This window comes from Kitasatospora sp. NPDC023385, assembly GCF_055664045.1.
Window position 1 is genome coordinate 111860 of record NZ_JBVOOL010000005.1, and the last position, 22830, is coordinate 134689.

Sequence of the window (22830 nt, forward strand, 5' to 3'; positions counted from 1 at the left end):
CATTCGGCGTGTGGGAACCGGGGGTTTGCCGGGCTTTTGCCGAACTGCCCGGCGGCCTGGTCGGCGGCGCCCGCCGGCGGGGTGGTGGGTGCGGTCACCGGTGCCGTGGGGGCGTGCCAGCTGGAGCCGCCCTCTTACGGAATGACCGGTTTCCCCCTAGGCTGCTGATTGCCCCCTTGTTACTGACCGGTACCGCTCAGGTTGACCGGGGCTCGGCGACCGCCCCCACGGGCGCCGCGACAATCCCTCAGACGGCCACCCGCCCCCGGAGGTCTCGTTGAGTTCCGCGCAGTCCCTGATCGACTCCGGCAGGCCCGACCTCGTCGCCGGTCGTCCCGCCTCCGTCGCCCACCTGTTCCTGGAGCGGGTCGCCGCGACCCCGAACGCCGAGGCCTACCGCCACCCGGCCCCGGTCGACGAGCAGGCCGCGGACGGCGCGCCCGGCGCCGAGCAGTGGCGCTCGCTGACCTGGGCGCAGACCGCGGCCCGGGTCAAGGCGGTGGCCGCCGGCCTGATGGCGCTCGGCATCCGGCCGGAGGACCGGGTCGCCCTGGCCTCCTCCACCCGGATCGAGTGGATCATCGCCGACCTCGGCGCGATGTGCGCGGGTGCCGCGACCACGACCGTCTACCCGAGCACCAACACGGACGAGACGGCCTTCATCCTGTCCGACTCCGGCTCCCGGGCGCTGTTCGCCGAGAACGCGGCCCAGCTGGCCAAGGCCGCCGAGCAGATCGAGCAGCTGCCCGAGCTGCGCACCGTCATCCTCTTCGACGCCCCCGACGGGACTCCCGAGACGGCCGGCCTGGACCTGCTCACCCTCGCCGAGCTGGAGCAGCGCGGCGCCGAGTACCTGGAGCGGCACCCCGACGCGGTGGAGAAGGCCGTCGACGGGCTCGGCCGGGAGCAGCTGGCCACCCTGATCTACACCTCCGGCACCACCGGCCGCCCCAAGGGCGTGCGCCTGGTGCACGACTGCTGGGCGTACGAGGGCCGGGCGCAGGAGGCCAGCGGGCTGCTGCGCTCCGACGACGTGCAGTTCATGTGGCTGCCGCTGTCGCACGTGTTCGGCAAGACGCTGATCTCGGGGCAGATCGCCACCGGCCACGTGATGGCGGTGGACGGCCGGGTGGACCGGATCATCCACAACCTGCCGGTGATCCGGCCGACCATCATGGCCTCGGCGCCGCGCATCTTCGAGAAGGTCTACAACGGCATCGCAGGCAAGGCCCGGGCCGAGGGCGGCGCCAAGTACAAGATCTTCCTGTGGGCCGCAAAGGTCGCCCGCGAGCACGCCCGGGCCGTCCAGGAGAGCCGTACCGCCACCGGCGCCGGCAGCGCCCCGCTGGGCCTGCGGGTGCAGCACGCGCTGGCCGACCGGCTGGTGTACGCGAAGATCCGGGCGGCCTTCGGCGGCCGGCTGCGCGGGGCGGTCTCCGGCAGTGCCGCGCTGGCCCCCGAGATCGGCTACTTCTTCCTCGGCGCCGGCGTGCCGATCCTGGAGGGCTACGGCCTGAGCGAGACCAGTGCCGGCTCCTGCGTCAACCGTGAGGAGGACGTGCGGATCGGCACGGTGGGGCGCCCGCTGCCCGGCACCGAGGTCCGGATCGCCGAGGACGGCGAGATCCTGCTGCGCGGCCCGGGCGTCATGCGCGGCTACCACAACCTGCCGGAGAAGACCGCCGAGGTGCTGGAGCCGGACGGCTGGTTCCACACCGAGGACATCGGCGAGCTCAGCGCGGACGGCTTCCTGCGGATCACCGACCGCAAGAAGGACCTGTTCAAGACCTCCGGCGGCAAGTACGTGGCGCCCAGCGAGGTCGAGGGCAAGTTCAAGGCGGTCTGCCCGTTCGTCAGCAACATCCTGGTGATCGGCAACGGCCGCAACTACTGCACGGCGCTGATCGGCCTGGACGAGGCCGTCCTCCTGCCGTGGGCGGCCGAGCACGGCCTGGCCGGCAAGTCCTACGCGGAGCTGGCCGTCGAGCCGGCCGTCCACGAGCTGGTCGAGGGCTTCGTGAAGCGGCTCAACGCGGGGCTGCAGCGCTGGCAGACGATCAAGAAGTTCCACCTGCTGCCGCGCGACCTGGACATCGAGCACGGCGAGCTCACCCCGAGCCTGAAGATCAAGCGCCCGGTGGTCGAGCGGACCTACGCGGACGCCGTCAGCGCGATGTACGCGGGCGCCAACGAGGCCTGACCGCCCGCGACCGCCCCTGACCGCTCCCTACCGCCCCTGACCGTACGGTCCGCGCAGGCTTCGCGGACCGTACGGGACAATGGGGTCATGCCCTCCGCACTCCCCGCCGGTGAACCGGTGCCGTCCGACGGTTCCCTGCCCGCGTCCGCCCTCGACGGGCTCGGCCGCCGGCCGTTCGGCTTCTACCTGCACGTGCCGTACTGCGCCAGCCGCTGCGGCTACTGCGACTTCAACACCTACACCGCCACCGAGCTGCGCTCCTCCGGCGCGGTCGCCTCCCAGGAGACCTACGCGGACAACGTGGTCGCCGAGGTCCGGCTGGCCCGGAAGGTGCTCGGGGACGCCGACCTGCCGGTACGGACCGTCTTCCTCGGCGGCGGCACCCCCACCCTGCTGCCCGCCCGCGACCTGGTGAAGATGCTCGCCGCGATCCGCGAGGAGTTCGGGCTCGCCGACGGCGCCGAGGTCACCACCGAGGCCAACCCGGAGTCCGTCGACCCGGCGTACCTGGCCGAACTGCGCGAGGGCGGCTACAACCGGATCTCCTTCGGCATGCAGAGCGCCCGCCCGCACGTCCTGCAGCTGCTCGACCGCCACCACACCCCCGGCCGCCCCGAGGCCTGCGTCGCCGAGGCCCGCGCGGCCGGCTTCGAGCATGTCAACCTCGACCTGATCTACGGCACCCCCGGCGAGTCCGACGACGACTGGCGGGCCTCCCTGGACGCCGCCATCGGCGCCGGGCCCGACCACGTCTCCGCGTACTCCCTGATCGTCGAGGACGGCACCCGGCTCGCCGCCCGGGTCAAGCGCGGCGAACTGCCGATGATCGACGACGACGTGCACGCCGACCGCTACCTCATCGCCGAGGAGGCCCTCAGCGCCGCCGGCTACGCCTGGTACGAGGTCTCCAACTGGGCCACCACCCCCGAGGGCCGCTGCCGCCACAACGAGCTGTACTGGACCGGCGCCGACTGGTGGGGCGCCGGCCCCGGCGCCCACAGCCACGTCGGCGGCGTCCGCTGGTGGAACGCCAAGCACCCCGCCGCCTACGCCCAGGCCCTCGCCGAGGGCCGCACCCCGGGCCTGGGCCGCGAGGTCCTGAGCGGCGAGGACCGCCGCGTCGAACGGATCCTGCTGGAACTGCGCCTGGCCGAGGGCATCCCGCTGGACCTGCTCACCGACACCGGCCGCAAGGCCGCCGACCAGGCCCTCGCCGACGGCCTCCTCGCCCCGGAGCCGTACGAGGCCGGCCGCGCCGCCCTCACCCTCCAGGGCAGGCTGCTCGCGGACGCGATCGTGCGTGACCTGGTGGACTGACATTCGTTAACGTGGGTGTCAGCCGTCAGAGGGAGCGTGCGATGACCGCCATCGATGACCGGATGACCGGGATCTTCGAGAACCTGGAGGTGCCGGAAGGCGTCAAGGCCGAACTCATCAGGGGGGAAATCGTGATGATGGCCGGGCCTGACATGGTCCACAACCTCATCGTCTCGGCGATCCAGCACCAGACCCCGTACGACCAGTGGCGGGCGCTTCAGACCCAGGATCTGATCATCTCCGGCGAGGCGAGTGAACCCCAACCGGACCTGGTCATCTTCGAGCGCGGCGTAGTCCCGGAGGCGGGCCGGTTGCTGGCCGCCTCCGCAGTGACCGTCGTGGTCGAGGTGGTTTCCAGGACCAGCGTGCATCGGGACTACCGGACCAAGCGCGAGATGTACGCCCAGGGTGGGATTCCGGCGTACCTCATCGTCGATCCGCTCAAGGGCGTGTGCGTGCTCCTCACGGATCTGACCACAGACACGCCTTCGGGTACACCGGTCTACTGGTCCGAGCGGACCACCAAATTCGGTGACCCGATTCAGGTCGAGTTGCTCGGCATCACGCTCGACACCTCGGAGTTCCAGACCTACGCCTGATCCGGCAGTGTCACGAAGTCGATCAATTCCTCGACCCTGCCCAGGAGTTCGGGCTCCAGGTCCTTGTAGCTGTCGACCTTCGACACGATGTGCTTCCAGGCCGCCGGGGTGTCCACCGGCCACCCGAGGCGGCGGCAGGTGCCCTCCTTCCAGTCCTCCCCCCTCGGAACGGCGGGCCAGCCGGGGATGCCGACCGACGAGGGCTTCACGGCCTGCCAGATGTCGATGTAGGGGTGGCCCACGACCAGGACGGACTCGCCGGTGACCCGGGCGGCGATGCGGTGCTCCTTGGTGCCCGGCAGCAGGTGGTCGACCAGGACGCCGAGGCGGCGGCCGGGCCCGGGGGCGAAGTCGGCGGCGATCGCGGGCAGGTCGTCGATGCCCCGCAGGTACTCGACGACGACGCCCTCGATGCGCAGGTCGTCGCCCCAGACCCGCTCGACCAGTTCGGCGTCGTGCCGGCCCTCGACGTAGATCCGCGACTCGCGGGCGACCCGGGCGCGGGCGCCGGGGACGGCGATCGAGCCGGAGGCCGTACGCCCCGGCGTCCGGACGGGGGCCGGGCCGGTCGGGCGGACCAGGGTGACGACCCGGCCCTCCAGCAGGAAGCCGCGCGGGACCATCGGGAACACCCGGTGCTTGCCGAAACGGTCCTCCAGGGTGACGGTGAAGCCCTCGGCCGTCTTTTCGCAGCGCACCACCGCCCCGCAGAAGCCGGTGGCCGCTTCCTCGACCACCAGCTCCGGCTCGGCTGGCACCTCCGGGGCGGGCTGCTGCTTCTTCCAGGGCGGGGTGAGGTCGGGTCCGTAGCGGTGGCTGCGCATACGGGTGATCATAGGGACGGCGGACGGGCCGTCAGAGGCCCGGCGCGCCCCAGACCGGGAACCAGCGGCTGAGGTCCTTCTCCAGCCGCAGGTCGTTGCCCAGCATCGCGTTGACCTGCAGTTCCAGCGGGCTGTCGCGCTTCTCGCCGCCGCCGGGCACCGGGGCGAAGGGGTAGAAGGTGCCGCGCTTGTAGAGGTACACCAGGGCCAGGGACCGGCCCTGCGGATCGCGGAAGCCCACCAGCGAGCAGAGCAGCTGCGGGCCGAAGCCGTTCGCCTCCAGCTCGCTGTTGACCGCGTGCAGGTCGTTGACCAGCTCCGGCAGTTCCTCGGGCGTGTGCCGGGCGAGCAGCCAGGAGTAGCCGTAGCCGTCCTTGGAGGCCTCCACCGGGACGCCGCCGCGCTCGGTGTCGGCGTCCAGCAGGGCCCGGACCTGCTGCTCCACCTGGACGAACGCCGCGCCCTCGACGGCCGCGAAGCAGACCGAGCCGAGCCCGGTGGGCAGGAACCCGGCCCCGGCCTCCAGGGTCAGTGCGGCGGACGGCACGCCGAACAGCTGGTCGAGGTCGGGTTTGACCGGCTTGGTGCGGCCGAACAGGGTGTCCAGGAAACCCACGGCAGTCCTCTCGGATGGGAACGGGCGGGACGGGCGGGACGGGTGAGCGGATGCGGGCGGGATCAGCGGCCGAGTTGCTCGGAGATCTTCGCCAGTTCGGCCAGTCGCTTCTCCAGCGTCGGGTGGGTGGAGAACAGCTGGGAGGCGGTCTCCCGGGCGTTCAGCGCGGGGGCGAAGTAGAACGCGTTGTAGGGCTGGGACCTGCGCAGGTCCTCGGTGGGGATGGCCGCGATCTGCCCGGTCACCTTGGTGAGCGCGGAGGCGAGTGCGCTGGGCCGTCCGGTGAGCTGGGCGGCGGCGCGGTCGGCGGCGAGTTCGCGGTAGCGGGAGAGCAGCCGGGTGAGCAGGAAGCTGATCGCGTAGACGACCACCGAGACCAGCGGGATGACCAGGGCCGCGATGGCCGCGTTCTGGTCGTTGCTGTTGCGGCTGCCGCCCATGAACCCGCCGTACATGGCGATCCGGGTCATCGCGCCGGCGAGGACGCCGAGGAAGCCGGCGATCGTCATCACGGCGACGTCGCGGTGGGCGACGTGGGACAGCTCGTGGGCGAGGACGCCCTCCAGTTCCTCCGGCTCCAGCCGGCGCAGCAGGCCGGTGGTGACGCAGACGACCGCGTTCTGCGGGTTGCGGCCGGTGGCGAAGGCGTTCGGCATGTCGTTGGTGGCGACCGCCACGCGCGGTTTGGGCATGTCGGCCAGCGCGCAGAGCCGGTCGATCGTGCCGTGCAGTTGGGGGAACTCCTCCGGGGAGACCGGGCGGGCGCCCATCGCCCGTTCGGTGATCTTGTCGCTGAACCAGAACTGGGCCACGAACAGCCCGCCGGAGATCAGGACGATCAGTGGCCAGGCGCCGCGCAGCAGCGCGATCAGCAGGCCGGTGAAACCGACGTACAACAGCCCGATCACGAACATCGTCGCGACCATGCGGCCGGTCAGGCCGCGGTCGGGCGCGAAGCGGGTGTGCTGGCCCGAGCTCGACATCGTTTGGTCCTCCAATTCGCCGTCGCTTTCGATGCTGCCACCCGGACGGCCGCGGGGCACCACCCCCGCGCCGGGAACCGTGAACGGTCGGCATGCCGCGGGCCGTTCCCGGAACTGCGGGAAGGATCACGCCGGTCGGGCCGTTCCTGCCGTAGGACCCGGGCCTTACACTGGCAGGTACGGTTCTGGCACTCGCGCGTTCAGAGTGCCAGGGGTGGGGCCTCCCGGAGCCCCGAGGCAGCTCAGAGGGACACAGACGACAACGTGCGAAGACGGAGGTGCGTGCCCCATGGCCGGTGAGGTCCGCCAGCTGGACGACCGCAAGCTCGCCGTGCTCCGCGCGATCGTGCAGGACTACGTGGGCACCGAGGAGCCGGTCGGCTCCAAGGCCCTGGTGGAGCGGCACAACCTCGGTGTCTCGCCGGCGACCGTCCGCAACGACATGGCGGCGCTGGAGGAGGAGGGCTACATCCACCAGCCGCACACCAGTGCCGGGCGCATCCCGACCGACAAGGGGTACCGCCTCTTCGTCGACCGGCTCGCCGAGGTCAAGCCGATGAGCGCCCCCGAGCGCCGGGCGATCCGGCACTTCCTGGACGGCGCGGTCGACCTGGACGACGTGGTCGCCCGCACCGTGCGGCTGCTCGCCCAGCTGACCCGGCAGGTCGCGGTGGTGCAGTACCCCTCGCTGTCGCGTTCCACCGTCCGGCACATCGAGCTGGTGGCCCTGGCCCCGGCCAAGGTGATGCTGGTGCTGATCACCAACACCGGCCGGGTCGAGCAGCGGATGGTCGACTGCCCGGGCACGGTCGGCGAAACGGTCCTGGCGGACCTGCGGACCGTGATCAACAGCAGAGCCACCGGCCGGCGCCTCCCGGAGGTGCCGGGCCTGCTGGAGGAGCTTCCGGCGATGTTCGAACAGGCCGACCGGCCGACCGTGACCACGGTCCTGGCGACGCTGTTCGAGACGCTCGCGGAGCAGAACGAGGAGCGGATCATGCTGGCCGGCACGGCCAACCTGACCCGCTTCGGCCACGACTTCCCGCTCACCATCCAGCCGGTGCTGGAGGCCCTGGAGGAGCAGGTCATCCTGCTCCGCCTCCTGGGTGAGACCGGGGACGCCGCGATGACGGTCCGGATCGGGCGGGAGAACGCCTACGAGGGGCTGAATTCCACCTCGGTCGTGTCGGTCGGCTACGGTTCGGGCGAGGAGAGCGTGGCCAAACTGGGCGTGATCGGTCCGACCCGGATGGACTACCCGGGCACAATGGGGGCGGTGCGGGCGGTGGCGCGGTACGTGGGCCAGATCCTGGCCGAGTCGTAGCAAACGGCCGCTCGTCAGATAGGTGACGCGCGGTGACCAGTCGCAGCACTACTACAGGCGGAACAAGCGGAGCATTTGGTGGCCACGGACTACTACGCGGTACTCGGCGTCCGACGGGATGCGGGGCAGGACGAGATCAAGAAGGCGTTCCGGCGCCTGGCACGCGAACTGCACCCGGACGTCAACCCGGACCCGAAGACGCAGGAGCGGTTCAAGGAGATCAACGCCGCCTACGAGGTGCTCTCCGATCCGCAGAAGCGCCAGGTCTACGACCTCGGCGGTGACCCGCTGTCGCCGGGCGGCGGTGGCGCGGGCGGCTTCGGCGCCGGCGCGGCGGGCTTCGGCTTCTCCGACATCATGGACGCCTTCTTCGGCGCCGCGGCCGGCCAGCGCGGCCCGCGCTCGCGCACCCGCCGCGGCCAGGACGCCATGATCCGGCTGGAGATCACCCTGGAGGAGGCCGCCTTCGGCACCACCAAGGAGCTCCAGGTCGACACCGCCGTCACCTGCACCACGTGCAGCGGCGAGGGCGCGGCCCCCGGCACCTCCGCGCAGACCTGCGACATGTGCCGCGGCAAGGGCGAGGTCTCCCAGGTCACCCGGTCCTTCCTGGGCCAGGTCATGACCTCCCGGCCCTGCCCGCAGTGCCAGGGCTTCGGCACCGTCGTGCCGACGCCGTGCCCCGAGTGCGCCGGCGACGGCCGGGTCCGCGCCCGACGCACCCTGACCGTCAAGATCCCGGCCGGTGTCGACAACGGCACCCGGATCCAGCTGGCCGGCGAGGGCGAGGTCGGCCCCGGCGGCGGCCCGGCCGGCGACCTGTACGTCGAGATCGCCGAGACCAGCCACACCATCTTCCAGCGGCGCGGGGACGATCTGCACTGCACCGTCACCATCCCGATGACGGCGGCCTCGCTCGGCACCCAGGTGCCGCTGCAGACCCTGGACGGCCTGGAGGAGATCGACATCCGGCCCGGCACCCAGTCCGGCCAGTCGATCCCGCTGCACGGCCGCGGCATCACCCACCTGCGCGGGGGCGGCCGGGGCGACCTGATAGTGCACGTCGAGGTGAAGACGCCCAGCAAGCTCGACGCCGAGCAGGAGGACCTGCTGCGCCGCCTCGCGGTGCTGCGCGGCGAGGAGCGGCCGTCCGGCCAGTTCGCGCCGGGGCAGCAGGGCCTGTTCTCCCGGCTGAAGGACGCCTTCAACGGCCGGTAGCCGTCCGCGCGGGGGTGCCGGGGGCTCGATCCCCCGGCACCCCTTTCGCGTCCCCACGGCCCGCACACCCCTCAGACCCGGCAGACCCCGCAGACCCCTCGGACCGTAGGCCCCACCCCGGAAAGGCCCCCGCATGACCGCGCCCGTTTTCGTCGTCGAGACCGAGCGGATCGCCGCCGCCGCGCCCGGGGCCCTGGTGCGCCTGGACGGCCCGGAGGGGCGGCACGCGGCCGCGGTGAAGCGGCTGCAGCCCGGCGAGGCGCTGACCCTCGCCGACGGGCTGGGCCTCGGCGTGGACGGGACGGTCGCCGGGGTGCTCGGCAAGGACGCGATCGACGTCGCGGTCACCGCCGTGCGCCGGGAGCCCGAGCCGGCGCCGCGGATCGTCGTCGTCCAGGCGCTGCCCAAGGGCGACCGCGGCGAGCTGGCCGTGGAGACCATGACCGAGGTCGGTGTCGACGTGGTGATCCCGTGGGCGGCCTCGCGCTGCATCACCCAGTGGAAGGGCGAGCGCGGCGTCAAGGCGCTCGCCAAGTGGCGGGCCACCGCCCGGGAGGCCGGCAAGCAGTCCCGCCGGCTGCGCTTCCCCGAGGTGCGCGAGGCGGTGACCACGAAGCAGCTGGTCCCCGTCCTGGCGGCGGCCGCCTTCGCCGCCGTGCTGCACGAGGAGGGCGCCGAGCCGCTGGCGCACGCCGCGCTGCCGCTGGGCGGCGACCTCGTGCTGGTGGTCGGCCCGGAGGGCGGGGTCTCCCCGGAGGAGCTGGCCGCCTTCGCCGGGGCGGGCGCGAAGCCGTACCGGCTGGGCCCCTCGGTGCTGCGCACCTCCACCGCCGGGGTGGCCGCCGGCGCGCTGCTGCTGGGGCGCACCGGCCGCTGGTCGTAGGCCCCGGCGTGCGGCAGGGTACGGCGGGCCCGCCAGGGCGCCCCGAGTCTGCCGAAAGGCGGGCGGCTCGTGCGCGTACGTGCTTACGCTGGCCGCGTGACGGACTCCCTGAGCACCCCCGCCGGCGCTTACCTGCGCCACCCGCACCTGCACGGCGACCTGGTCACCTTCGTCGCCGAGAACGACATCTGGCTCGCCCCGCTGGAGGGCGGCCGGGCCTGGCGGCTGACGGCCGATCACCAGCCCGTCCGCGACCCCCGGTTCTCCCCGGACGGGCGGCACATCGCCTTCACCTCCACCCGGGACGGCGCGCCCGAGGTGCACGTGGTGCCGGCGGACGGCGGCCCGGCCCGCCGGCTCACCCACTGGGGCAGCGGCCAGACCCGGATGCAGGGCTGGACGGCCGACGGCCGGCCGATCGCCACCACCGCCGCCGGCCAGGCCACCACGCTCCGCACCTGGGCGCACGCCGTACCGCTGGACGGCGGCGAGCCGGTGCGGCTGCCGTACGGGCCGGTCGGCGGGATCGCCGTCGAGCCGGGCGGCGACCGGGTGCTGCTGGCCAGCGCTGCGATCCGCGAGCCGGCCTGGTGGAAGCGCTACCGCGGCGGCCGGGCGGGCAAGCTGTGGATCGGCCGGGAGGAGTTCGCCCGGATCCACGAGGGGCTGGACGGCCAGCTGTCCTCGCCGCTGTGGGTGGCCGGGCGGCTCTCGCCCGAGGACGGGCCGGGCGGCGGCAGGATCGCCTTCCTGTCCGACCACGAGGGCGTCGGCGAGCTGTGGTCCAGCCTCCCGGACGGCTCCGACCTGCGCCGCCACACCACCGGCCCGGACGGCTTCTACGCCCGGGACGCCACCACCGACGGCACCCGGGTGGTGTTCCACCGGGCCGGCGACCTGTGGCTGCTGGAGAGCCTGGCCGAGGGCGTCGAGCCGCGCCGCCTGGACGTCCGGCTGGCCGGGCCGCGCAGCGGCCGCCGCCCCCGCCCGGTGCACGCCGCGCACTGGCTGGAGTCCGTCGCCCCCGACCGCACCGGCCGGGCCGGCGCCGTCGTGGTGCGCGGCAGCGTGCACTGGCTGACCCACCGCGAGGGCCCGGCCCGGGTGCTGGACGAGACGCCGGGCGTGCGCGGGCGCCTGGCCCGGGTGGTGCCGGGCGAGGACGGAGGGCAGGGCGTGCTCTGGGTCTCCGACGCGGAGGGCGAGGACGCCCTGGAGTTCGCCCCCGCCGTGCACGGCGCCGAGCGCCGCCGGCTGGCCGCCGGACAGCTCGGCCGGGTCGACGCGCTGGCCGTCTCCCCCGACGGCAAGCAGGCCGTGCTCGGCGCGCACGACGGCCGGGTGCTGCTGGTGACGCTCGCCGACGGCACCGTCCACGAGCTGGACCGCAGCACCGACGGCCAGGTCAGCGGGCTCGCCTTCAGCCCGGACTCGGCCTGGCTGGCCTGGTCGCGCCCGGTGCCGGGGCTGGGGCCGTACTCGCTGCGCCAGATCGTGCTGGCCAACCTGGCGACCCGGACGGTGAGCGAGGCCACCCAGCAGCGCTTCATCGACACCTCGCCGGCCTTCACCGCGGACGGCCGCTACCTGGCCTTCCTGTCGGTGCGCAACTTCGACCCGGTCTACGACTCACACGTCTTCGACCTGTCCTTCCCCAACGGCTGCCGCCCGTACCTGATCACGCTGGCCGCCGACACGCCGTCCCCGTTCGGGCCGCAGCGGGCCGGGCGTCCGCTCGGCGGGGAGGAGGACGAGCCGCGGGCCAAGAAGGCGGACGGTGAGGAGGGCGGTGCCGAGGCCGCGCCGGTGACCAGGGTGGACCTGGACGGCATCGCCGACCGGATCGTCCCGTTCCCGGTCGAGGGCGGGCTGTTCGGCTCCCTGCGGGCCGCCCGAGACGGCGTGCTGTGGACCAGGGCCCCGCTGATCGGCGAACTCGGCGACGAGGCGGCCTCGTTGGAGGACGAGCGGCCCCGGCCGGGGCTGGAGCGGTTCGACCTGAAGAAGCGCCGGGTCGAGCAGCTGGTGCACGACGTCGACGGCTTCGCGGTCAGCGGGGACGGCGCCCGGGTGGCCGTGCTGGACGAGGGCGAGCTGCGGATCGTCCCGGCCGACCACAAGGCGGCCGGCGAGGACGACGAGACCACCGTCGACCTCACCCGGCTGCGGGTCACCGTCGACCCGGCCGCCGAGTGGCGGCAGATGTTCGACGAGACCGGCCGGCTGATGCGCGACAACTTCTGGCGCCCCGACCTCGCCGGCGTCGACTGGGCCGGCGTCCTGGCGCGCTACCGGCCGCTGGTGGACCGGGTCGGCTCGCACGACGACCTGATCGACCTGCTCTGGGAGGTGCACGGCGAACTGGGCACCTCGCACGCCTACGTCGTCCCGTACGGTCCGCACACCGAGCCCGCCCGGCGCCAGGGCCTGCTCGGCGCCGACCTCGTGAAGGACGGCGGGCAGTGGCGGATCGCCCGGATCCTGCCCGGCGAGTCCTCCGACCCGCGGGCCCGCTCGCCGCTGGCCGCGCCCGGCGCGGCGATCCGCCCGGGCGACGCGGTCCTGGCCGTCAACGGCCGTCCGGTGGACCCGGTCACCGGCCCGGCCCCGCTGCTGGCCGGCACCGCCGGACAGCCCGTCGAGCTGACCGTGGCCGGCAAGGACGGCACCGACCAGCGCCACCCGGTGGTCGTCCCGCTCGCCGACGAGGAGGCGCTGCGCTACCACGACTGGGTGGCCGGGCGGCGGGCCGCGGTGCGCGAGCTGTCCGGCGGGCGGCTCGGCTACCTGCACGTCCCCGACATGCAGACCACCGGCTGGGCCCAGATCCACCGCGACCTGCGCTCCGAGATGGCCAAGGAGGGCGTGATCGTCGACATCCGGGAGAACCGGGGCGGCCACACCTCGCAGCTGGTGATCGAGAAGCTCGCCCGCCGGATCGTCGGCTGGAACGTCAGCCGGGACACCGACCACCCCGTCCCGTACCCGGGCGACGCCCCGCGCGGGCCGGTCGTCGCGCTCGCCGACCAGGACTCCGGGTCGGACGGCGACATCGTCAACGCCGCCATCCAGGCGCTGGGCATCGGCCCGGTGGTCGGCACCCGCACCTGGGGCGGGGTGATCGGCATCGACAGCCGCTACCGGCTGGTCGACGGCACCCTGGTCACCCAGCCCAAGTACGCGTTCTGGCTGGAGAACTACGGCTGGGGCGTGGAGAACCACGGCGTCGACCCGGACGTCGAGGTGCCGATCGCCCCCCACCAGTGGGCGGCCGGCGAGGACCCGCAGCTGGCCGAGGGCGTCCGGATCGCGCTGGCCGCGCTCGCCGAGACCCCGGCCCGCACGGCGCCGCCGCTGCCCTGGCAGTAGCGGGCACCCCGGGCCGGAGCGGGAAGTCGGGCGGCCCGACTTCCCGCTCCGGCGGGTGAGTAGGATGCGGGGCTGTTCTTGATCGCGAACTTGATCGACAGCTCACGGGGGAGCACATGGCACAGGGCTATCCGCCGCCGCAGTACGGCCAGAACCCTTACGCACAACCGCAGGCGCAGCCGTACCCGCCCTACCAGCAGCAGCCGCAGCCCTACCCGGCGCAGCCCTACCCGCCGCAGCCGTACCCGCCGCAGGGGTACGCACCCGCGCCGCAGCCGTACGGCCAGGAACCGTACGGGCAGCCGCAGTTCGACCAGCAGCAGTACGCGCAGCCGCAGCCGCAGCCGCGGCCCGCCGCGGCGCTGCCGCCGTGCCCCAAGGAGGCGGGCGGCGGGCGGCGCTTCCTGGCGATCGTGCTCGACTGCTTCCTCGCCGTCGGCCTCGGCTTCGCCGCCTCCAACGCCGCGGACCGTCCGAAGCCGGTGTCGCACGCGGCCGGCCACGCGGCGCACGCCGCCGGCGGCTCGGTGGTGCCGTACTTGGTGGTGCTGGTCGGTGTCGGCCTCCTCGCGTCCTTCCTCAACCAGGTGGTGCTCGCCCGCCTCGTCGGCTTCAGCGTCGGCAAGGGGATCCTGGCGATGCGGGTGGTGCGCCGCAAGGGCGTGATGCGCCCGAACACCTGGCGGCTCACCAGGCGCTGGCTGCTCGGCTTCGTCATCCTCGCGATCTCGTTCCTCACCGAGGACTTCGACACCGACGACGGCGACATCGTCGGCATGCGCGCGGTGCGCTGGAAGCACCTGCGGGACTACCGCCGGGCCGTGGCCGCGCTCGGCTAGGCTGCGCCCGTACGGCCCCACCGACACCGATCCCGAGGAGAAGCCGATGGCCGGCGAGCCGCAGTCCGACTGCCTGTTCTGCAAGATCGTGGCGGGCGAGATCCCGGCGACGGTGGTGCGCAAGACCGACCGCACCCTCGCGTTCCGCGACATCGCCCCCAAGGCCCCCGTGCACGTCCTGGTCATCCCGCACGTCCACTACCCGAACGCCGCCGCGCTGGCCGCCGCCGAGCCGGAGATCGCCGGCGAACTGCTCGCCGAGGCGGGCCGGGTGGCCGAGGACGAGGGCATCGCGGACTACCGGCTGATCTTCAACACCGGTGCGGGCGCCGGGCAGACCGTCTTCCACGCGCACGTCCACGTGCTCGGCGGCACCCACCTGACCGAGAGCATGGTCTGATCCCAGGTGTCCCAGCGCGAACTCGTCGTCCTCGGCACCGCCAGCCAGGTGCCCACCCGGCACCGCAACCACAACGGCTACCTGCTGCGCTGGGACGGCGAGGGCCTGCTGTTCGACCCGGGCGAGGGCACCCAGCGCCAGATGCTGCAGGCCGGGGTCACGGCCACCCAGATCACCCGGATCGCGGTCACGCACTTCCACGGCGACCACTGCCTGGGCCTCGCCGGGGTGATCCAGCGGATCAACCTGGACCGCGTCCCGCACCCGGTGGACGTCTACTTCCCGGCCTCCGGCGACGTCTACTTCGAGCGGCTGCGGCACGCCACCGCCTACCACGAGACCGCCGTGCTGCGGCCCCGGCCGATCGACGAGCCGGGCCCGCTGCCCGCGCCCGGTGCCCGCTTCGCGCTGGACGCCGTGCGCCTGGACCACCCCGTGGAGTCCTTCGGCTACCGGCTGTCGGAGCCGGACGGCCGGCGCCTGGTGCCCGAACGGCTCGCCGCGCTCGGCGTGTCCGGCCCGGCGGTGGGCCGGCTGCAGCACGAGGGCGCGATCGAGGCGGACGGCCGCCGGGTCACCCTGGAGGAGGTCAGCGAGCCCCGGCCCGGCCAGCGGTTCGCTTTCGTGATGGACACCCGGCTCTGCGACGGCGTGTACGCCCTCGCCGAGGGCGCCGACCTGCTGGTGGTCGAGGCCACCTTCTCCGACGCCGACGCGCGCCTCGCCGAGGAGCACGGCCACCTCACCGCCGGGCAGGCCGCCAAGGCCGCCGCCGAGGCCGGGGTGCGCACCCTGGTGCTGACCCACTTCTCCCAGCGCTACCCGGACCTGGGCCAGCACCTGGCCGACGCCCGCAAGCACTTCGACGGGGAGCTGGTGCTGGCCGCCGACCTGACCCGGGTGCCCGTGCCCGCCCGCCGTCAGCCGTGACCGGCGGGCAGCGGCGAACGGCGGCGGACGGAAAAAGGGCTCGCGCCGTGCCCCGAACTGCCGCAGCATCGACGGGTGCGGCCCCGCCGCCCGCCGCAGCGATCACGCTCGCGGCGTACCCTGGTGCCCCGGAGACCGCGCGGCACACGACACCACGGATGGGATGAGGCAGGCCCCAGCGCCGACCTATGAGTGACACATCGCAGACCCGTACGAACGGACAGTCGCGCTCCGAACCGGCCGATGACGGCCGCGTCAGCGCCAGGATCGTCATCCCCGAGAAGCACCCGATGGTCACCCTGCTCGGCACCGCGGATTCGCTGCTGCGGGTGATCGAGCAGGGCTTCCCCGCCGCCGACATCCACGTCCGCGGCAACGAGGTGACCGCTACCGGGGCCCGCGCCGAGGTCGCCCTCGTGCAGAAGCTCTTCAGCGAGATGATGCTGGTGCTGCGCACCGGCCAGCCCCTGACGGAGGACTCCGTGGAGCGCTCCATCGCCATGCTCCGAAGCCAGGCGGAGGACCCGGACAGCCCGGCGCCGTCCCAGGTGTTCACCGCGAACATCCTGTCCAACCGGGGCCGGACGATCCGCCCCAAGACCCTCAACCAGCAGCGCTACGTCGAGGCGATCGACCGGCACACGATCGTCTTCGGCCTCGGCCCGGCCGGTACCGGCAAGACCTACCTGGCGATGGCCAAGGCCGTCCAGGCCCTGCAGGCCAAGGAGGTCAACCGGATCATCCTGACCCGCCCGGCGGTCGAGGCGGGGGAGCGGCTGGGCTTCCTGCCCGGCACCCTCTACGAGAAGATCGACCCGTACCTGCGCCCTCTCTACGACGCGCTGCACGACATGATGGACCCGGACTCCATCCCGCGCCTGATGGCGGCCGGCACCATCGAGGTCGCCCCGCTCGCGTACATGCGCGGCCGCACCCTCAACGACGCCTTCATCATCCTGGACGAGGCCCAGAACACCTCGCCCGAGCAGATGAAGATGTTCCTCACCCGCCTCGGGTTCAACTCCCGGGTGGTGGTCACCGGCGACACCAGCCAGATCGACCTCCCGGGCGGCACCCGCAGCGGTCTCAAGGTCGTCCAGGAGATCCTGGCCGACGTGCCCGACATCCACTTCTCCGTCCTCACCAGCACCGACGTGGTCCGCCACAAGCTGGTCGGCCGGATCGTGGACGCCTACGAGCGCTGGGACGCCCAGCAGGAGGCCGACGAGGCCCCCACGACCGCCCGAAAGGCCGCCCAGCGGCGCCCGGGCAAGGCGACGGCGCCCCGCGCACCCCGACAGTCCCATCGCACCGAAAGCTGAGCACACAGCCCGTCATGTCGATCGACATCGCCAACGAGTCCGGTTGGGACGCCGATGAGGAAGCCATCCTCGACGTCGCCCGCTTCGCCCTGGACAAGATGCGGATCCACCCGCAGTCCGAACTGTCCGTGATCCTGGTGGACGGAGCGGCGATGGAGGAGCTGCACATCCAGTGGATGGACCTGCCCGGGCCGACGGACGTGATGTCCTTCCCGATGGACGAGCTGCGTCCCGGCAAGGAGGGCGACGAGCTGCCGCAGGGCCTGCTCGGCGACATCGTGCTCTGCCCCGAGGTCGCCGAGCAGCAGGGCAAGGCCGCCCCCTCGAAGCACTCGATGGACGAGGAGCTGCAGCTGCTCACCGTGCACGGTGTGCTGCACGTCCTCGGCTACGACCACGAGGAGCCCGAGGAGGAGGAGGAGATGTTCGCCCTCCAGAAGCGCATCCTGGACGACTGGCGGGCGGGCCGGGGCCTCGGCGGCATCTCCCCGGCCCCCACCACCCACTGAGCACGGAGCCCGAACCCCTGTGAGTGGTGAGAGTACGAGCTTCATCCTCGGTGCCGTGCTGCTCGTCGTCCTCGGCTGGCTGGCCGCGTGCGCCGAAGCGGGCATCTCCCGGGTCTCCCGGTTCCGGGCGGAGGAGGCCGTGCGGGTCGGGCGGCGCGGCTCGGCGCGGCTGCTGACGCTCGCCGCCGACCCGATCCGCTACCTCAACCTGGCGACCCTGATCCGGGTCGCCAGCGAGATGGCGGCGGCCGTCCTGGTCACCGTGGTGTGCGTGCGCAACCTGACCCCGACCTGGCAGGCCGTCCTGCTGGCGTTCGGCGTGATGGTGCTGGTGTCCTTCGTCGCGGTGGGGGTCTCGCCGCGCACGATCGGGCGCCAGCACCCGCTGACCACCGCGACCGCGGCCTCCTTCGTGCTGCTGCCGCTGGCCGCGGTGCTCGGACCGATCCCGCGGCTGCTGATCCTGCTCGGCAACGCGCTGACCCCGGGCAAGGGCTACCGGGAGGGGCCGTTCGCCTCCGAGGCGGAGCTGCGGGCCCTGGTGGACCTCGCCGAGAAGGACGACCTGATCGAGGACGAGGAGCGCCGGATGGTGCACTCGGTCTTCGAGCTGGGCGACACCATCGTGCGCGAGGTGATGGTGCCGCGCACCGACCTGGTGATGATCGAGCGGCACAAGACCGTCCGGCAGGCGCTCACCCTGGCGCTGCGCTCGGGCTTCTCGCGGATCCCGGTGGTCGGCGACAGCGAGGACGACGTGGTCGGCATCGTCTACCTCAAGGACCTGGTGCGCCGCACCCACATCAACCGGGAGGCGGAGGCCGAGGAGGTCGGCGCGGTGATGCGCCCGGCCGTGTTCGTCCCGGACTCCAAGCCGGCCGGCGACCTGCTGCGCGAGATGCAGCAGCGCCGCTCGCACGTCGCGATCGTGATCGACGAGTACGGCGGCACGGCCGGCCTGGTCACCATCGAGGACGTCCTGGAGGAGATCGTCGGCGAGATCACCGACGAGTACGACCGGGAGATCGCGCCGATCGAGGACCTCGGCGACGGCTCGTACCGGATCACCGCCCGGCTGCTGGTGGAGGACCTGGGCGAGCTGTTCGGCATCGGACTGGAGGACGAGGACGTCGAGACCGTCGGCGGCCTGCTGGCCAAGCACCTCGGCCGGGTGCCGATCCCCGGCTCGGCCTGCGAGATCCCGCTGCCGGAGCCGGCCGGGGACGGCCTGACCGGCATCCTGCTGACCGCCGAGTCCTCGGCCGGCCGCCGCAACCGGATCGGCTCGATGGTCGCCGCCCCGGTCCGCGGGGCCGACGACCCCGAGGACGGTCCGGGCGAGTAGCGGGTGTGCGGTCGCCGAGCGACCATGGAGGGCATGACGCACAAACTTCGCGCGGAATACGGCCCGCAGGGGGCGGCTGGCGGAGTCAAGTCCTGGCACGTGGTGCGGGACGAGGACCCGTCGGTGGCGCTCTGCGGCCGCATCATGTCCGAGGACTCCGAGACGCGGCCCGAGCAGGACTGGGGCACCGGGCTGCGCTGCTGCCAGCAGTGCGGCTCGCTCTACATGCACGAGGTGCCGCACATGCAGGGAAGCCATCCGTACAGCTAGGCCGTGGTGGGGCTCTGGAGGTCGCCATGAAGCTGCAAGACGAACTGCCCGTCGACAACCGGCTCGCCCTGGTGTGGCGGATCGGGGCGGGGCTCGGAGGGATCTTCCTGATCGTGTTCGGGTGCCTGGGGCTGGCCGACCACTCCGGCTTCCTGGCCACCCACGGTGACCGGATCGCCGGGCTGTCGACCAACGGCGCGCTGAGCATCCTGTCCATCGTGGTGGGCGCGGTCCTGGTGCTCGGGGCGGTGATCGGCGGGAACTTCGCGTCCAACCTCAACATGGTGGCGGGCGTGCTGTTCGTCCTGTCCGGTTTCTACGGTCTGACGGTGCTCGGGCGCCCGGACGCCAACATCCTCAACTTCCGGATGTCGAACGTGCTGTTCGCGTTCGTCTTCGGGGTCGTCCTGACCACCTTCGGCATGTACGGCCGGGTGAGCAGTCACCTGCCGCACGACAACCCGTTCTGGCGCGAGCGCACCGAGCGCGAGGAGCCGCTGCCCTCGGGGCCGAAGACCTTCGTCAAGGTCATCAACCCGAACCGCGGCCGGACGCACCCGGTCGGCCACTGAGCCGCGGGGGGTGCCTATGCTCGGCGGCATGAGTGACATCGTCGAGCTGGACCCCGAAGACAAGAAGATCATCACCCTGGCCCGCTCGGTCCGCGCCCGCAACGGCGTCCCCGAGGGGGCCGCGGTGCGTGACGAGACCGGCCGCACCTACGTGGCCGGGACGGTCGCTCTGGAGTCGCTGCGGCTGAGCGCGCTGCAGACGGCGGTGGCGATGGCGGTGGCCGGCGGCGCCACGTCGCTGGAGGCGGCGGCCGTGGTGAGCGAGGCGGAGCAGCCGGCCGAGGCGGACCTGGCGGCCGTGCGGGACCTGGGCGGGGCCGGGACGCCCGTGCTGCTGGCCGGTCCGGACGGGGCGCCGCGGGCGTCCGTCGAGGCGCGCTGAGGGGTCGCCTGGGCCCCTGAGGGGGCTTTGGCGGGTCCTCCATGGCTTCTCGGATAATCTCACCGGGGGAGTGGACGCGGTGAGGGGGCTGGGACATGGGGGCGGTGGCGTTCTTCGCCGGGCTGCTGCTGTTCGTGATGGGGCTCGGCAAGTGGCAGGAGAGCGGTTCGCCGTTCTGGCTGTGGGGTTCGCTGGGCTTCCTGCTGGTCCTGGTGGTGGTGTCGCTGGTCCCGGGCAGCGGTAAGGGCGGAAAAAAGGGCTGAGCGCGCCCGAAAGCGACCCCGGACGGCGGAGCTCCGGTGATCAGGGAGAATGGAGCCCATGAATGCCCCTTCCTCCTCGTACCGCTCCGGGTTCGCGTGCTTCGTCGGCCGGCCCAACGCGGGCAAGTCGACCCTGACCAACGCCCTGGTGGGGACGAAGGTCGCGATCACCTCCGACCGACCGCAGACCACCCGGCACACCGTGCGCGGCATCGTGCACCGCCCGAACGCCCAGCTCGTCCTGGTCGACACCCCCGGCCTGCACAAGCCGCGCACCCTGCTCGGCGAGCGCCTCAACGACCTCGTCCGCTCCACCTGGGCCGAGGTCGACGTGATCGGCTTCTGCCTGCCCGCCGACCAGAAGATCGGCCCCGGCGACAAGTTCATCGCCAAGGAGATCGCCGGGATCAAGAAGACCCCGAAGGTCGCCGTCGTCACCAAGACCGACCTGGTCGACTCCAAGCGCCTGGCCGAGCAGCTGATCGCCGTCCAGCAGCTCGGCGTCGAGCTGGGCTTCGAGTGGGCCGAGATCATCCCGGTCTCCGCGGTCGGCGACAAGCAGGTCGAGCTGGCCGCCGACCTGCTCACCAAGCTGCTTCCGGAGGGCGGTCAGCTCTACCCCGACGGCGACCTCACCGACGAGCCCGAGCAGGTCATGGTCGCCGAGCTGATCCGCGAGGCCGCCCTGGAGGGCGTGCGGGACGAACTGCCGCACTCGCTGGCCGTCGTCGTCGAGGAGATGCTCCCGCGCGAGGGCCGCCCGGCGGACCGGCCGCTGCTGGACATCCACGCCAACGTCTACATCGAGCGCCAGAGCCAGAAGGCGATCGTGATCGGCGCCAAGGGCGCGCGGCTCAAGCACGTCGGCACCACCGCCCGCAAGCACATCGAGGCGCTGCTCGGCACGCCCGTCTACCTGGACCTGCACGTCAAGGTCGCCAAGGACTGGCAGCGCGACCCCAAGCAGCTGCGCAAGCTGGGCTTCTGACCCGGGGGTCCTGCCCCACCGGGAACGCCGGGAACGCCGGGGCCCGGCCGGACGGCGGCACCGTGGTGCGCTGAGCGGCCGCCCCCGCCCTGGTGCTACGCGCCCTCGCGCAGCACCAGGGAGACCAGCTCGCGCTGGGAGTCGGTGAGCTTAGGGTCGGCGCAGTGCACCGTCCGGCCGTCGACGGTGATCTCGTAGTGGAAGCCGTCCGGCACGCCGTACGAGGGGGCGCGCAGCCCGCCCGCGACGGCCTCGCGGGCGAGTGCGTGCACGTGCGGGGCGTCCGTGCGGTCGACGGTGTCGAGCTCCGCGTGGCGGACGATTCCCGCGAAGCCGCCGGTCCGGGTCACCTGGATGCGCATGGTGTCCATGGTGCTACCCGGGGAGGGGGTTTGCCGGGTTTTTCCCGGACCGTGACCTTGCACCCCCGCGACCCGGCCGCCGGACCGGCCGCCCGGTCACCCCGGGCTGACCCCGACCTGCGCCCAGGAGGCGGTGACGGTGTCCGCGACCGAGGGCTGGTCCGGGTAGCGGGCCTTCGCGGCGGCCACGGTGGCCCGGGCGAAGGCGGTGAAGTCGGCGTTCGCGGGCACCGTGCGCCCGGTCAGCGCGTCGTACCAGATCCGCCCGGCGCGCTCCCAGGACGAGCCGCCGAGGGCGGTGGCCAGCAGGTAGAACGCGTGGTTGGGGATGCCGGAGTTGATGTGCACCCCACCGTTGTCGTCGGCGGTGTGGACGTAGTCCCGCATGTGCGCGGGCTGCGGGTCCTTGCCGAGCCGGGGGTCGTCGTAGGCGGTGCCGGGCGCCTTCATCGAGCGCAGCGCGACGCCCTGCACGCCGGGGGCGAGCAGCCCGGCGCCGATCAGCCAGTCGGCGTCGGCGGCGCCCTGGTGCAGCGCGTACTGCTTGACCATCGAGCCGAAGACGTCGGAGACCGACTCGTTGAGCGCGCCGGGCTGGTCCTGGTAGTCCAGTCCGGCGGTGAACTGGGTGACGCCGTGGGTGAGTTCGTGGCCGATGACGTCGATGCAGGCGGTGAAGTCGCCGAAGATCTGGCCGTCGCCGTCGCCGAAGACCATCTGGTGGCCGTTCCAGAAGGCGTTGTCGTAGTTGCGGCCGTAGTGGACGCTGGCGTCCAGCCGCAGGTCGTGGTCGTCGATCGAGTGCCGGCCGAACGCGTCGGCGTAGAGCGCGAAGGTGGCGCCGAGGCCGTCGTAGGCGTGGTTGACGGAGGCGTCGGAGGAGGCGGCCTGGCCCTCGGTGCGCACGGTCCGGCCGGGCAGCCGCTGGGCGTGGCCCGCGTCGCAGACCACCCGGTTCAGGCCCGGGGCGCCGCCGGTGGGCGGGGGCGGGGAGAGGCGGGCCGCGCGGTGCGCGGCGTCGAGCGCGAGGGAGTGGACGGCGGCTTCGTGACCGGCCTCGGCGAGGCGGTCCAGGACGTACGGCGGGACGATCGCGCAGATCGGTACTGCTGCAGTCATGCGGCCCAGGGTGAGGCCTCGATGACCGGATGTCACCACCCTTGCCGACACTGGCCGCCGTCTCAAGGGGTGGAACGGGAGCCCGGATCACTTCGGGGGCGCGTGGCCCTGGGTTACGCTGGGTTCCATCATGCGCAACGGGCTGCTTCTTCTTAGCTGCCGCGTCGAGGGCCTGTAGTCCACCGGGCCGGCTCCC

Annotated in this window: 23 protein-coding genes; 18 read left to right on the forward strand and 5 right to left on the reverse strand. The window is 72.8% G+C overall.

Annotated elements, in window-relative coordinates; genetic code table 11:
• Positions 1-277 precede the first annotated feature (277 nt).
• The 3 genes from AC0B61_RS10290 to AC0B61_RS10300 all read left to right on the forward strand — a co-directional run bounded on the left by AC0B61_RS10290 (position 278) and on the right by AC0B61_RS10300 (position 4116).
• On the forward strand, positions 278-2200 hold the full coding sequence (locus AC0B61_RS10290; protein ID WP_471740194.1) for an AMP-dependent synthetase/ligase: 1923 nt from the start codon (positions 278-280) through the stop codon (positions 2198-2200).
• Between the two features lie 87 nt (positions 2201-2287).
• Positions 2288-3517 carry a radical SAM family heme chaperone HemW gene (gene hemW / locus AC0B61_RS10295; RefSeq protein ID WP_471740195.1) on the forward strand — a complete coding sequence of 410 codons (1230 nt, stop codon included), beginning with the start codon at positions 2288-2290 and terminating at the stop codon, positions 3515-3517.
• Between the two features lie 41 nt (positions 3518-3558).
• On the forward strand, positions 3559-4116 hold the full coding sequence (locus AC0B61_RS10300) for a Uma2 family endonuclease (RefSeq protein WP_471740196.1): 558 nt from the start codon (positions 3559-3561) through the stop codon (positions 4114-4116).
• Here AC0B61_RS10300 and AC0B61_RS10305 read toward each other — a convergent pair.
• The 3 genes from AC0B61_RS10305 to htpX all read right to left on the reverse strand — a co-directional run bounded on the left by AC0B61_RS10305 (position 4107) and on the right by htpX (position 6539).
• Positions 4107-4940 carry a DUF3097 domain-containing protein gene (locus AC0B61_RS10305; protein WP_471740197.1) on the reverse strand — a complete coding sequence of 278 codons (834 nt, stop codon included), beginning with the start codon at positions 4938-4940 and terminating at the stop codon, positions 4107-4109. The genes AC0B61_RS10300 and AC0B61_RS10305 overlap by 10 nt on opposite strands.
• 31 nt (positions 4941-4971) lie before the next feature.
• Positions 4972-5556, reverse strand: coding sequence for a PspA-associated protein PspAB (pspAB, locus tag AC0B61_RS10310; RefSeq protein ID WP_471740198.1), 585 nt, complete (start codon positions 5554-5556; stop codon positions 4972-4974).
• 62 nt (positions 5557-5618) lie between these two features.
• A complete protein-coding gene (htpX, locus tag AC0B61_RS10315; RefSeq protein ID WP_471740199.1) occupies positions 5619-6539 on the reverse strand; it encodes a zinc metalloprotease HtpX in 921 nt (306 codons plus the stop codon).
• 289 nt (positions 6540-6828) lie between these two features.
• Between htpX and hrcA the strand changes: the two genes are divergently transcribed.
• The 15 genes from hrcA to era all read left to right on the forward strand — a co-directional run bounded on the left by hrcA (position 6829) and on the right by era (position 21153).
• On the forward strand, positions 6829-7863 hold the full coding sequence (gene hrcA / locus AC0B61_RS10320; protein ID WP_471740200.1) for a heat-inducible transcriptional repressor HrcA: 1035 nt from the start codon (positions 6829-6831) through the stop codon (positions 7861-7863).
• Positions 7864-7941: 78 nt separating this feature from the next.
• Entirely contained in the window at positions 7942-9081 is a 1140-nt protein-coding gene (gene dnaJ / locus AC0B61_RS10325; RefSeq protein WP_471740201.1) for a molecular chaperone DnaJ, read from the forward strand.
• Between the two features lie 133 nt (positions 9082-9214).
• On the forward strand, positions 9215-9964 hold the full coding sequence (locus tag AC0B61_RS10330) for a 16S rRNA (uracil(1498)-N(3))-methyltransferase (RefSeq protein WP_471740202.1): 750 nt from the start codon (positions 9215-9217) through the stop codon (positions 9962-9964).
• A gap of 96 nt (positions 9965-10060) precedes the next feature.
• On the forward strand, positions 10061-13333 hold the full coding sequence (locus AC0B61_RS10335) for a S41 family peptidase (protein WP_471740203.1): 3273 nt from the start codon (positions 10061-10063) through the stop codon (positions 13331-13333).
• A gap of 116 nt (positions 13334-13449) precedes the next feature.
• On the forward strand, positions 13450-14172 hold the full coding sequence (locus AC0B61_RS10340; protein ID WP_471740204.1) for an RDD family protein: 723 nt from the start codon (positions 13450-13452) through the stop codon (positions 14170-14172).
• Between the two features lie 46 nt (positions 14173-14218).
• Positions 14219-14572, forward strand: a complete 354-nt coding sequence (locus tag AC0B61_RS10345) for a histidine triad nucleotide-binding protein (RefSeq protein WP_471740205.1) — start codon at positions 14219-14221, stop codon at positions 14570-14572.
• Between the two features lie 6 nt (positions 14573-14578).
• Positions 14579-15502 carry a ribonuclease Z gene (locus tag AC0B61_RS10350; protein ID WP_471740206.1) on the forward strand — a complete coding sequence of 308 codons (924 nt, stop codon included), beginning with the start codon at positions 14579-14581 and terminating at the stop codon, positions 15500-15502.
• A gap of 188 nt (positions 15503-15690) precedes the next feature.
• Positions 15691-16824, forward strand: coding sequence for a PhoH family protein (locus AC0B61_RS10355; protein ID WP_471740207.1), 1134 nt, complete (start codon positions 15691-15693; stop codon positions 16822-16824).
• Between the two features lie 14 nt (positions 16825-16838).
• Positions 16839-17333: an rRNA maturation RNase YbeY gene (ybeY, locus tag AC0B61_RS10360; RefSeq protein WP_471740208.1), complete on the forward strand. Its 495-nt coding sequence runs from the start codon at positions 16839-16841 to the stop codon at positions 17331-17333.
• A 19-nt stretch (positions 17334-17352) separates the two neighbouring features.
• Complete coding sequence (locus AC0B61_RS10365) at positions 17353-18678, forward strand: hemolysin family protein (RefSeq protein WP_471740209.1); 1326 nt, start codon at positions 17353-17355, stop codon at positions 18676-18678.
• 33 nt (positions 18679-18711) lie between these two features.
• Positions 18712-18948, forward strand: a complete 237-nt coding sequence (locus AC0B61_RS10370) for a hypothetical protein (protein ID WP_471740210.1) — start codon at positions 18712-18714, stop codon at positions 18946-18948.
• Positions 18949-18974: 26 nt separating this feature from the next.
• Positions 18975-19520, forward strand: coding sequence for a DUF4383 domain-containing protein (locus tag AC0B61_RS10375; protein WP_471740211.1), 546 nt, complete (start codon positions 18975-18977; stop codon positions 19518-19520).
• A 28-nt stretch (positions 19521-19548) separates the two neighbouring features.
• Positions 19549-19902 (forward strand): cytidine deaminase, encoded by a 354-nt coding sequence (locus tag AC0B61_RS10380; RefSeq protein WP_471740212.1) that lies wholly within the window; start codon positions 19549-19551, stop codon positions 19900-19902.
• Positions 19903-19997: 95 nt separating this feature from the next.
• Positions 19998-20165: a hypothetical protein gene (locus tag AC0B61_RS10385; protein WP_471740213.1), complete on the forward strand. Its 168-nt coding sequence runs from the start codon at positions 19998-20000 to the stop codon at positions 20163-20165.
• A gap of 58 nt (positions 20166-20223) precedes the next feature.
• Positions 20224-21153 carry a GTPase Era gene (gene era, locus AC0B61_RS10390; RefSeq protein ID WP_471740214.1) on the forward strand — a complete coding sequence of 310 codons (930 nt, stop codon included), beginning with the start codon at positions 20224-20226 and terminating at the stop codon, positions 21151-21153.
• A 95-nt stretch (positions 21154-21248) separates the two neighbouring features.
• Here era and AC0B61_RS10395 read toward each other — a convergent pair whose 3' ends face one another.
• On the reverse strand, positions 21249-21515 hold the full coding sequence (locus AC0B61_RS10395; protein WP_471740215.1) for a protealysin inhibitor emfourin: 267 nt from the start codon (positions 21513-21515) through the stop codon (positions 21249-21251).
• Positions 21516-21611: 96 nt separating this feature from the next.
• Positions 21612-22634: a M4 family metallopeptidase gene (locus AC0B61_RS10400; RefSeq protein WP_471740216.1), complete on the reverse strand. Its 1023-nt coding sequence runs from the start codon at positions 22632-22634 to the stop codon at positions 21612-21614.
• Between the last annotated feature and the right edge of the window lie 196 nt (positions 22635-22830).